Source organism: Sphaerospermopsis aphanizomenoides BCCUSP55 (genome assembly GCF_001586785.1).
Classification (GTDB): domain Bacteria; phylum Cyanobacteriota; class Cyanobacteriia; order Cyanobacteriales; family Nostocaceae; genus Sphaerospermopsis_A; species Sphaerospermopsis_A aphanizomenoides_A.
Window position 1 is genome coordinate 1 of the sequence record NZ_LUFH02000143.1, and the last position, 11,521, is coordinate 11,521.

The following is an 11,521-nucleotide window of genomic DNA, read 5'->3' on the forward strand; positions in this document are numbered from 1 at the left end:
GTGCAGGGTGTGGGGTGTAGGGTGTGGGGGAGCAGGGGAGAATAATGTTGTATTGATCACCTATTCCCTATTCCCTATTACCTCTTAACTGTCACCTGTCACCTGTCACCTGTCACCTGTCACCTGTCACCTGTCACCTGTTCCCTCTTACCAAAAAAATTCAATTTAGGGGTTGACAAACCAGAATAAATCTGACAAACTAAGAATATGTTGAGTTTCGCGGGTATAGCTCAGTGGTAGAGCGCAACCTTGCCAAGGTTGATGTCGCGCGTTCGAATCGCGTTACCCGCTTTGAAAGTAGTATTAAATATGTATTTAAGGTCTGTGAGATCAATGGTGGATTTCCAGACCTTCAGTTTACATAAGGTTTTATCAGGGTGGGATTTAATGCTGATAGCTAAACGCTGATAGCTGCTTTCTGTTGGGTATTTTGTCGGATTGAAAATAGCGGCAACAATGCTGGCAGAAATATACTAGAACTAATGCTAAGTGTGGATATATTCGACATGAATTAAGCTGAAGTGGGCATTAACCAGCAAAGCGAATTTGTCGAAATAGGTAATCCAAGAAATAATTCTTGGTACATCCACCTATAACTGTTAACAAAAACACGCTCAAGTTATTTAGACCGCTTGTGCCATCTCAAAAACCTGAAAAAATAGATTTAAATACGGACTATACTTGTCCTTGTCGTCGTCGGGGGCGATTAATACCGATCACTCTGACAGAAGCTTTTGGTTGCGATCGCTGCCAGCAAATATTCGTTGTCGAAGATAATGGTTATGTGCTGGAGCAACTTTCTACCACCTATCCCTATAAGCGGGCTTGGCGCTGGACGGGGAATAGTTGGAATGTGATCCAACCGAAATTGGGAGAAAGTTATTTGCCGATAGCGTTGGGCATTATTTTCGTGCTAGTGATTATATGGCTACCATTAGCATTACGCTTGGCAAATGGTTCTAGTCTGATTGCTTGGGCTATAGTAGCGGTGTTATTGGCTATTCTGCCAGCAATTATGGTCTGGCTTACCTACAGACGTTAATTCAATGATCACCCCGGATTGATCTGTGGAATCAACTCAAAATTCAAAATCTCAAATTCTCAAACCCCGGATTTATCCGTGGAATCAATCCAAAATCCCAAATCTAAAATCCAAAATCGGATGACTGTTGAAGTTTTTGATGATTGTCCCGAACCCATAAACAGCGCCAAACGCGCTTATCAAGCTTCCCTCAAGTTAGGGATTACCAAAGGGGCGGATCGGAGTCGTGCTGTGTTAGCGATGGCACAGGCCCTAGAGTATGCATTCGACGATATTCTCGAAGCCAATACATTGGACTTAGAAGCAAGTCGAGAAATGGCGGTATCAGAATTAATTTTGGATTGGCTGAAACTAACTCCTTCCAGGTTAGAGAATACTGTTACCATTCTTCAACGCTTAGGGGAATTGTCAGATCCGCTGCGACGGGTGAGAACCGCCGATTATCAACAGGAAGATTCTCAGAGTTATACCCAGTTAATGCCTTTGGGAGTGATTGGATTTATTTATGAGGCTTTTCCTGATTTGGGGGCGATCGCTGCTGGTTTTTGTTTAAAAACTGGTAATAGCATTATTTTAAAAGGTAGTACAGAAGCCAGTCATTCCAACGCAGCGATCGCCCAAGTGCTACAAAATGCTATTAGTGAAGTTGGTTTACCACCAGGGAGCATAGAATTAGTTACAGCCGAACATGGAGCTTCTTTGCGTGATTTAGTTACCCAAGACCAGTATTTAAGTTTAGTTATTCCCTACGGACGTTCCAGCTTAATTCAACAGGTGGTTAGACAAGCAACTTGTCCAGTTTTAAAATCAGCCATGGGTAATTGTTACCTCTACTGGTCCCTAAATAGCAGCTTGGAAATGGTTCGGTGGATGATTCTCGATAGCCATGAGAGTGAACCAGATCGAGTAAACGCCATTGAAAAAGTGCTGATTCATCGTCAAGCTTTACCATCTTCCTTGTCTGTGTTGTGGAATAGCTTAAAAGAAAAAGGCTTTGAACTCAAAGCAGATGCGGAACTAGTAGAAGCCTTTCCCCAGTTGCAGTTAGCCAAAGAAGGAGAATGGGGAATTCCCTATTTAACCAAGACAGTAGCGTTTAAATTAGTGGATAGTTTAGAAGCAGCGATCGCTTGGATTAATCAATATAGTAGCGGTCATGCTGATTGTATTGTCACAGAATCTTACCAAGAAAGTCGGCAATTTGCTTTAGGAGTCAATAGCGCCTCCACCTACATCAACGCATCCCCGCGTTTTTCCCGCAATTCCTCACGGGGAGATGCGGTATTTTTGGGAATGTCCAATCAAAAAGGACATCGCCGGGGGTTTATGAGTTTGGAAACGTTGACGACAGTGAAGCATATCGTTCAGGGAAATGGGCGGTTTTAAGTGCCTCTTGCCAGGTCATAAGGTAACGATGCGATTTTGTGAAATGCATTGCTTCGTTTGGGCATCTTGCCCGCCATCGTTATGCAAATTCAAAGTTTCTCAGCTGATGAAGAAAGATTTATTTGCCTAAATTCGTATTTTATTTGATTAGACTAGAAACATCGAGTCAAGATTGGTTATTTAAGATTTAACACCTTGACATCTAAATCAGGTGCATAATTATGAACTCTAGGCCGTCTTCTGGGGAATCTCAAACCAATGACTCTTTACCGAAAACAGTCGCCGAAGAGCAGCAGGATCAAGAGAAGGAATTATTTCCAATTGTCGGCATGGGAGCTTCCGCTGGTGGATTAGAAGCTTTCACCCAAATATTGAGCTATTTGCCAATTGATACTGGCATGGGATTTGTGCTAGTTCAACACATGAATCCCCAGCAAAAAAGTATGTTGACACAGATTCTTTCCCGGACAACCCAAATGCCGGTAACTGAAGCTGAAAATGGGATGCAAGTAGAACCGAATCATGTTTATGTGATTCCGCCCGGTGCCACAATGACCATTACGGAAGGAAAACTGAAACTCAAACCGCGTGAGAAGACTCACGGTATATCACTGACCGTTGATAGTTTCTTTTGTTCCCTAGCGGAAGCGATGAGAAGTAAAGCCATTGGTGTTGTGCTATCAGGTGGTGATGGAGATGGTACCAGAGGATTGGAAAGCATCAAGGCAGCAGGGGGCATTACCTTTGCCCAATGTGAGGAATCAGCAAAAGTTAGTAGTATGCCCAACACTGCTGTGGCCTCTGGTTATGTGGACTTTATTCTCACCCCCCAACAAATTGCCCAGGAACTGGCAAACATCAGCACCCATCCTTACGTCAAGCGCCCCACACCAGTCAAAACCACTGAAATCATGCCAGAAGGCACAGACGCTCTGTCAAGGATTTTCCATCTGCTGCGGGCAGCTACAGGTGTTGACTTTAGCCATTACAAACAGACAACCCTGAAGCGACGGATTCTGCGGCGGATGATTTTGTATCGGTTGGATAAGCTGGAGGATTACGTTGAGTATCTCCAGAAAAACCCAGCGGAAGTGACGGCGCTATATCAGGATGTGCTGATTACTGTCACCAGTTTTTTCCGAGATTTGGAAGCCTTTGAAGCTTTAAAAACCAAAGTATTTCCCGTTCTAGCTGAGGGACGCAAGCCAGATTCGCCCTTCCGCATTTGGGTAGCAGGATGTTCAACCGGTGAAGAAGCTTACTCCATTGCCATCTCCTTACTGGAATTTTTGACCAATCAGGGTATCAATATCCCTATCCAGATTTTTGCCACGGATATCAATGAGGTGGCGATTGAGAAAGCCAGAACCGCTATCTATAAGCCTAGTCAAGTCGCAGATATTTCTCCTGAACGTTTAGGGCGTTTCTTTATTCAGGTAGAGGGTGGTTACCAAATTAGCAAGCCGGTGCGCGAACTGTGTGTTTTCGCCAGACAAAACCTCATTAGTGATCCGCCTTTTTCTCGAATGGATCTAATTACTTGTCGCAATGTGCTGATTTATTTAAGTTCTACGGTGCAGAAGAAAGTGCTGCCAATGTTCCACTATGGACTCAAACCCACAGGCTTTTTGATGTTAGGCACTTCTGAGACGGTGGGCGAGTTTTCTGAATTGTTTGCACTGGTTGATAAAAGATACAAGATTTATTCTCGGAAAATGGCATCTGGGCGGCTGGGTATTGAGCTAATAACCAGTAACTATTCCCTGGAAACTGTCAAACCGCAATTGCCAGTCAGTGAGGCTGTTAAAGATGGTTTGGAAATACAGAAACAGGCTGACCAGATTGTCCTCAACCAATACGCCCCTGTGGGTGTGATTGTTAACAGTGACCTGGAAATTTTGCAATTTCGAGGACAGACCAGTCCCTATCTAGAACCTGCACCGGGCAGACCCAGTTTTAACTTGCTGAAAATGGCTAAAGAAGAATTGCGCCTGGAGCTACGCACCGTCATTCATCAAGCTAAAAAGCAAGGGGTCACTGTAAGTAAGGGAGGCATACAAATCAGACGGAAGAATCAAGTGAGGCTGGTGAGTATTGATGTGATTCCATTCCGACCCCAAGGGGCAGGAGAATATTACTTTTTAGTTTTGTTTGCGGATAATTTGGAGTCAGTAACTTCTGCACCAGAGGCAATTAGAGATAGTCAGGAAGAAAATGCAGGTGATAACTTGATTCCGTTTGAACAGAGGCAACAAGCTAGTTATGAGCAAGAAATAGCCCAACTTCAACAGGATTTAGCCAGCACTAAGGACTATCTTCAATCTATTATTGAGGAGCAGCAAGCCACTAATCAAGACTTGAGAGCAGCTAACGAAGAAATTCTCTCCAGCAACGAAGAATTGCAAAGTACGAATGAGGAACTAGAAACTGCTAAGGAGGAAATTCAAGCCACCAATGAAGAACTAAATACAATTAACGACGAACTGCAACGACGGAATCTGGAATCAACCCAGGTTAGTAATGATTTGCAAAATCTGCTTAGTAGTATCAATATTCCGATCTTGATGCTAGGAGGTGATTTACTGATTCGTCGTTTTACTCCAGCCGCAGGTCTAATCTTCAATCTCATTCCCACAGATGTGGGGCGGTCGTTGAGTGATATTAAACACAGATTAAATGTTCCTGATTTAGAAGTACAAATCTTAGAGGTGATTAACAGCCTGAATTTGAAAACGCAGGAAGTTCAAGACCAAGATGGTAACAGGTATGACCTGCGAATCCGTCCCTATCGGACAATAGATAACAAAATTGACGGTGCTGTGGTAGTTTTAGTTGACATTAACGCCCTCAAAGACAGTGCCGAGCAACTTAGAGCATCCCGTGATTATGCAGAAGCGATTGTGGATACTGTGCGCCAATCTCTAGTGGTGCTGGATATGAATTTACAAGTGGTTACTGCTAATCAATTTTTCTACGACACATTTATGGTGGTGCCAGAAGAAACAGAAAATCGCCTCATTTACGAAATTGGCAATGGACAGTGGAATATTCCCCAGTTGCGATCGCTCTTAGAAGATATCCTCCCCCATCAATACCAGTTTCAGGATTTGGAGGTGGAGCATACATTTGAGGAAATTGGCCATAAAATTATGCGCCTCAATGCCCGGAAAATGCCACAAATAAGCGATCGCTCACTGATTCTTCTCGCCATTGAGGACATCACTCAACAAAAGCAGTTAGAAGCAGAACGTACTCATCTCCTCGCTCAAGAACAGTCAGCCCGTGCTGCGGCAGAAACTGCTAACCGTGCTAAGGATGAATTTTTATCCATTCTCTCTCATGAGTTACGGAATCCACTTAATTCTTTACTGGGGTGGACACAGTTGCTACGTGAGAAACAGCTAGATGAAGCTACAACTCATCAGGCATTGGCAGCCATTGAACGCAGTGCAAAGGCTCAAAATCTACTGATTGGGGATTTGTTGGATATTTCACGCATTAGCACCGGTAGGCTACGTTTGGATGCCGAATCAATTAAGCTTGTGCCTGTGATTGAGGCAGCGATAGAGATTGTGCATCTGGCCGCAGCAGCGAAAAAAATTCAAATTCAATCAAGACTAGATTCCTCACCCATAACTTTAGTTGGAGATCCGATTCGCATCCAGCAGGTCATGTGGAATTTACTTTCTAACTCGATTAAATTTACGCCACCGGGGGGCAGAATTGATGTTACCTTAGACTACAATGATTTCCAAGCTGAAATTCAAGTTAGGGATACTGGGCTAGGCATCAGTACAGATTTTCTCCCCTTTGTTTTTGAACGCTTCCGTCAAGCTGATGGCAGCAGAAGCAAATCAAATCCGGGATTGGGACTAGGGCTTTCAATTGTGCGTCATTTGGTAGAACTCCACGGTGGGACAGTGGAAGTAGAAAGTCCGGGTGTGGGGAAAGGTACAACTTTTACTGTCAGGCTACCTCTGCACACTCAACTAGAAGTATCTGCTGTCACCAGTCCGCAAGAGTCAGTTGTCTTTCCCTCTTCCCCAACTTCCCCACCCTCTTACCCATCCTTGGCAGGTATACGGGTGCTGATTGTCGATGATGAAGCGGATATCCGGCAGTTATTCAAAATCGTGCTGGAAGACTATGAAGTGGAAGTAACAGAGGCTGGATCGGCAAGGGAGGCACTATCAATACTCATGGCTAACCCTGGCAGTTACGATGTACTCTTATCTGACATTGGTCTGCCTTTGGAAGATGGTTACGCCTTGATGCGTCAGGTGCGATCGCTCACTCCTGAAGCAGGAGGGCAAATTCCCGCTGCTGCATTGACGGCCTATGCGGGAAATACAGAAGAAGCAGAAGCTCTGTCTGCTGGGTTTCAAATGCTTCTGACAAAACCTATTGAACCTGATCAATTGGTATCTGTAGTTGCTTCCTTAGCAGGACGGGTGAGAAATAGCTGAGTGCTGAGTGCTGAGTGCTGAGTGCTGAGTGCTGAGTGCTGAGTGCTGAGTAGAGAGTGGTGAGTAGTGAGTACAGAAATGTACAAATTAAAGGTTTAACAGCTTATTATTCCCCTAAATTAATGGCCGGATTCCTACTAAAAAATCCCCTAGGCATCAGTTTAAAACTTAGTTCATGTCTAGGCATGACTGGCCAATCTTCAGGACGAGGAATGTGAGTGATACCCATTGTATACCAGACCACAATATCTTCATTATCTACAGATTCATTATCAGCAATATATTTAGGTAAACCTGCTCCTAATTTGCTTTGATTAGGATAATCACCAGCTGCATACATTTCTCCATCTTTATATTTTGTCACCCAAAAATGATGAGTTGCAAAACGGGCTTTTTCTCTAATCTTTGCACCTTCCACTGCATACATGATTGTATTTCCCCCTGGTGTTAACATATATGCAGTAGGAACGCCTAAACTATTCTTTTTATCGGCATTAACTATCATCCATTCTCGACTATGTTTAATATCCGCATCTCGCACAGCATTTTTTTCTGTGGTTAAGTGAGTATCTGCCACAGTAATACTATTACCTAAAGGATTTTTGTCACTAATAGGTAGAGAATTAACATTCATTTCCATCACAGAATTTTTCTGTCCATCTACGTCTAAATCTAGACGATAGTTAAAGAAGTGCTGATGATTAACACCAAAGATATTTTTAGCTAACAATCGCCCAAAGGCTTGATTTTCAGTTTGTGTATTTAAATTTGTTCCCTGTGGTAAATCAATACCTGTTAATTCATTTTTAACTTCTAAAGTTCCATCTTGATGAAATATCCAATTCAAGGTGTAATCATAATTTTCAATTGTCGTAATCATTGATATCACTAATTCTCGATTACGACGTACATAATTTTTTTGACTATGATAATTAAAATGTTTCCAAAGTACGCCGTTATCTCTTTCATAAATACCAATTACACCTGTAACTCGATAAGGTTCTCCCTCACCATTAGCAAACACAGCATCTAATAAAACGCCATTTTCAGGAATTTCTTGGCCTAATGCTAGTTTATTGGCTAATAAACCAATGTTGTATTCACCCACATCAAAGGCATTACGAAATGACCAATTTGGATCAGGATCACCATAAGGAACTGCCATTTCTGAAAGACTACCACGATAAAGTATAGGTCTAGATTTTTCCCCATCGTGATAATTAACAAGATATAAAACTAACCCTTCACGGGGGTGCATTAAATAACGAAAATTCCAACCTTGCCAAGTAATTTCATTACCTTGAATTTTAAAAGTAGTTCCTGCTGGTTGAGAAATTTTTAACGGTTTTGGTGGAGGAATTAATTTTTTAAAAGATGAAATCTCATAATCCCAGTTTTCTTTGGATATAGCAACTACACCAGTATCAACAAAACTATCTACCTTACCCTTATTTAAATCAACTGTAACTAAAACTCCCTCAATAGGATGAGCAAAATAATTGCCAGATTTACCCCGATAATAAGATAATGCACGACAAATCCGATTACCTGTTTTTTGTTCTTCTGGAGTGAGTATTCCTGCTGCCCAAAGACTGATTTGTACTTGCTCAAAATCTTTGATTCCCCGTTTTTTCATGGCATTTTGCCAACGTAAATCAGCCTTAACTACTTCCTCTGCAAGTTGATAATCTAGAGGTAAAATAGCTGGTTGCACCTGGGGTATTTCTTGCCAGTTAGTGATGGCATTTTTATTTAAATCTACTGTACCTGTAAAAGTTTTATTTAGTTCCTGTTCATAAACTTGTAAAAAAACCTGACGTGGAAATATTTGGCCAGATTTAAAATTTAAAACTGCTTGTTTATCAGGTTCTTGTAAAGTGATCATGGAAAAAAATGCAGCTTCACTTAAATTTTTTTCCCGTTGTAATACTTCTACAGCAGTATTAATTTCCTTTTCTGTTAACGGGTTAAGAGGATGAGGTTTAATTAATTCGTGAGCAGATGTAATCTGAGGAAAACCTAGCCAGAAATGAACACAAACCAAGATAGCGATCGCTAACCTAAACAAACAATGTAAACTGGAAATCATACTGTTTAAGAACAAAATACATCTATTTATTTCAATGTTTTTGCTCAAAAACAGTAAAATTACATGGTATTACTCTCTGCTCTTCTGCGTCTCTGCGTGCAGTAAAATCTTCTATTTACGCAGAAACTAAGCGCCGTAGAGATTCAGCACGGCGTTTTGCTGTAGCGTTATTGGGTGCAAATTTTAATGCTGCTTCATACATTTCCAACGCCTGAGAAGTTAATTTTTTCTTCTCGTAAGCATGGCCGAGATTATTCAAAGCCACTACATAGTCCGGTTTTAATTTCAGTGCTTCTTTGTACTGACGAATAGCTAAATCGTATTGTTCTTGGGCGAAATAAACATAACCCAATCCGTTATAAACTGGGGCAATATTCTCTTCTCCCTCTTCCTCAGCAGCTTTAATAGCTTTTTGAAATAGGGGTATAGCCTGGTTAAAAACTTTTTTTTCGGAATAAATACTGGCTAATTCGTAATATTCTTGGGCTGTACCTTTTTCTTTTGTTAATTTGTTTTTTAACTTGGAAAGCGAGTTTTCCAGCTTGCGCGTTTTGAAAATCTGGCGAAAAACACTCACAGCTGCAAATGCTAGTAACCCGACGAAAATGGAGAGATAAACAAGGACTAGATTGTTATCCATTGGCTGAAATATAGACTCTTAAAAGTTCCTTCTTTATCTATTTTGGCAGTTGTTGGGTGTCATCTGTCAGTTATTAACTTTTTCTTCTTGACCAAGCCCCGTTCGGGCAGGGTGTGGGGCTTCCAGACAGCGCCGCATACAAGCCCCTTCTTGAAAAGACGCTCGTGTGGGAGTTCAAGCTCCGTCCAACGCTGTCTTCCCTACACCCTATACCCTACCCCCTACACCCTGTTAATGACTACTACCTAATCCCCAATACTGTGTACGTTCTTTGAGCCAACCGGTGGCTGTATAACGAGCGATCGCTTCATTGACCCATCTTCTTAACTCATCATACTGCAAACCTTTGGGCATGACGACAGATAACGGTTCTGCTGATAATTTGCTCTTTAAGAGGTGATATTGGGGAGATTCTTGTACCCAACCACTAAGAACGCTGTTATCAGCCGCCACAGCATCAACAGCATTACTTTCTATTTTTTCTCGTGCTTGGGCGTAGGAGTTCACGCCTACTAATTCAGCATTAGGTATAAAATATTTTACATAATAGATATTGCTAGAGTTCTTGAGTACAGCTATTTTGCGTTTGTCTAAATCTTTTAGCTGATTTATATTTGTATTTTTTGTAACTATAGCTGCCCCATCATAATAGTAAGGAACACTGAAGCTAACTATGCGGGAGCGTGATGCAGTAGCTGTAACGTTAGCAATAACGAGGTCAACTTTATGTTCGAGAATTGCAGGTAAGCGATCGCTATTAGCTACGGGTCGAAATTTTACAGCATCTGGTTTACCCAGCAAATCACTTGCTAGACGCTGGGCTAAATCAATTTCTAAACCTTGTAAATTGCCGTTTTTATCTCTAAAGCCTAAAGGACGTAAGTTATATTTTACAGCAACCGTCAAATAACCCCGCTTGTGAATTTCTGGGAGAGTCGCGGCAGATGCTACCAAATCTGTCCCTAGAGAAAACAAGCAGAAAATTAAAATTAAGGTAGCGGATAATACCAGATGTAACCGACTCATAGTATACCTTCGTTTTGCTTCAACTAAAAATTCAAACGGGTTGATTATTTTTAATTTTGAATTTTTAATTTTGAATTCCCCGAAGGGGACATCTGTTACATCCGTTATTCATCCGTTGTCACCTTTATCCTTTAACAGAGTTTGCCAGTTCTGCAACTTTAGCAAAGCTTGTAGGGTCAAGAACTGCCAATTGTGCCAACATTTTGCGGTTAAGTTCAACGTTAGCTTTTTTGAGATTACCAATCAACTGGCTGTAGCTCAAACCATGTTGTCTAGAAGCCGCGTTAATACGGGTAATCCACAGACGGCGAAAATCACGCTTTTTCTTTTTGCGATCGCGGTAAGCACTGCGAAGCGCCTTCATCACTTGTTGGTTAGCGGTTCTAAACAGAGTTGAGTGAGAACCACGAAAACCTTTAGCTAATTTGAGAATCTTATTGCGGCGTTTACGAGCTACATTACCGCGTTTTACCCGGGTCATATCTTACTACCTGAAGGATTTTTTACAAATAAGGAAGCATCAAGCGCACGTTGTCTGCATCGCGTTCATCCACAACTGCCATCTTAGACATATTGCGCTTTTTGTCAGCAGACTTGTGTTCAAGAAGGTGGTTTTTGAAAGCCTTGCGACGGACGATTTTACCTGTACCTGTGGCACGAAATCGCTTTGCCGCTGCTTTACGAGTTTTGAGTTTAGGCATGGGGATGGCTTTGATTCGACACAATCCCTCATTATATACTAAGAAAACCAAATTAAAGCTAATTCGTAATTCGTAATTCGTAATAGTGCCTCCGGCACGCTGCGCGAACGTAATTCGTAATTATTTATTTTCCCCCCTGCCTCCCCTGCCTCCCCTGCCTCCCCTGCCTCC

General features: G+C 41.9%; 8 protein-coding genes and 1 tRNA gene. 4 read left to right on the top strand and 5 right to left on the bottom strand.

From position 1 onward, the window contains the following. Window positions 1-219: 219 nt before the first annotated feature. The 4 genes from A0J48_RS24385 (at window position 220) to A0J48_RS24400 (ending at window position 6,894) form a co-directional block, all read left to right on the top strand. A tRNA-Gly gene (locus A0J48_RS24385) sits at window positions 220-291 on the top strand. A gap of 343 nt (window positions 292-634) precedes the next feature. Next, window positions 635-1,042 (top strand): hypothetical protein, encoded by a 408-nt coding sequence (locus A0J48_RS24390; protein WP_200327176.1) that lies wholly within the window; start codon window positions 635-637, stop codon window positions 1,040-1,042. Between the two features lie 120 nt (window positions 1,043-1,162). Then, window positions 1,163-2,428, top strand: coding sequence for a glutamate-5-semialdehyde dehydrogenase (locus A0J48_RS24395; RefSeq protein WP_200327177.1), 1,266 nt, complete (start codon window positions 1,163-1,165; stop codon window positions 2,426-2,428). A 221-nt stretch (window positions 2,429-2,649) separates the two neighbouring features. After that, window positions 2,650-6,894 carry a chemotaxis protein CheB gene (locus A0J48_RS24400; protein WP_200327178.1) on the top strand — a complete coding sequence of 1,415 codons (4,245 nt, stop codon included), beginning with the start codon at window positions 2,650-2,652 and terminating at the stop codon, window positions 6,892-6,894. Between the two features lie 106 nt (window positions 6,895-7,000). On the opposite strand, the gene A0J48_RS24405 is transcribed toward A0J48_RS24400, so the two are convergent. The 5 genes from A0J48_RS24405 to rpmI form a co-directional block, all read right to left on the bottom strand. After that, the gene (locus tag A0J48_RS24405) at window positions 7,001-8,983 is read right to left on the bottom strand and encodes a primary-amine oxidase (RefSeq protein ID WP_200327179.1); all 1,983 of its coding nucleotides are present in this window, start codon (window positions 8,981-8,983) and stop codon (window positions 7,001-7,003) included. Between the two features lie 115 nt (window positions 8,984-9,098). Beyond that, window positions 9,099-9,623, bottom strand: a complete 525-nt coding sequence (locus A0J48_RS24410) for a tetratricopeptide repeat protein (RefSeq protein ID WP_200327180.1) — start codon at window positions 9,621-9,623, stop codon at window positions 9,099-9,101. A 231-nt stretch (window positions 9,624-9,854) separates the two neighbouring features. Further along, complete coding sequence (locus A0J48_RS24415) at window positions 9,855-10,649, bottom strand: transporter substrate-binding domain-containing protein (protein ID WP_200327181.1); 795 nt, start codon at window positions 10,647-10,649, stop codon at window positions 9,855-9,857. A gap of 124 nt (window positions 10,650-10,773) precedes the next feature. After that, window positions 10,774-11,130 (bottom strand): 50S ribosomal protein L20, encoded by a 357-nt coding sequence (rplT, locus tag A0J48_RS24420; protein ID WP_200327182.1) that lies wholly within the window; start codon window positions 11,128-11,130, stop codon window positions 10,774-10,776. Between the two features lie 22 nt (window positions 11,131-11,152). Next, window positions 11,153-11,350 carry a 50S ribosomal protein L35 gene (gene rpmI / locus A0J48_RS24425; protein WP_200327183.1) on the bottom strand — a complete coding sequence of 66 codons (198 nt, stop codon included), beginning with the start codon at window positions 11,348-11,350 and terminating at the stop codon, window positions 11,153-11,155. Window positions 11,351-11,521: the final 171 nt, after the last annotated feature.

Bases quoted from the DNA above. Each gene is read 5' to 3' on its own strand.
- A0J48_RS24415 (WP_200327181.1), bottom strand. From the start codon at position 10,649: ATGAGTCGGTTACATCTGGTATTATCCGCTACCTTAATTTTAATTTTC.
- A0J48_RS24405 (WP_200327179.1), bottom strand. From the start codon at position 8,983: ATGATTTCCAGTTTACATTGTTTGTTTAGGTTAGCGATCGCTATCTTG.
- rpmI (WP_200327183.1), bottom strand. From the start codon at position 11,350: ATGCCTAAACTCAAAACTCGTAAAGCAGCGGCAAAGCGATTTCGTGCC.
- A0J48_RS24395 (WP_200327177.1), top strand. From the start codon at position 1,163: ATGACTGTTGAAGTTTTTGATGATTGTCCCGAACCCATAAACAGCGCC.
- A0J48_RS24400 (WP_200327178.1), top strand. From the start codon at position 2,650: ATGAACTCTAGGCCGTCTTCTGGGGAATCTCAAACCAATGACTCTTTA.
- rplT (WP_200327182.1), bottom strand. From the start codon at position 11,130: ATGACCCGGGTAAAACGCGGTAATGTAGCTCGTAAACGCCGCAATAAG.
- A0J48_RS24410 (WP_200327180.1), bottom strand. From the start codon at position 9,623: ATGGATAACAATCTAGTCCTTGTTTATCTCTCCATTTTCGTCGGGTTA.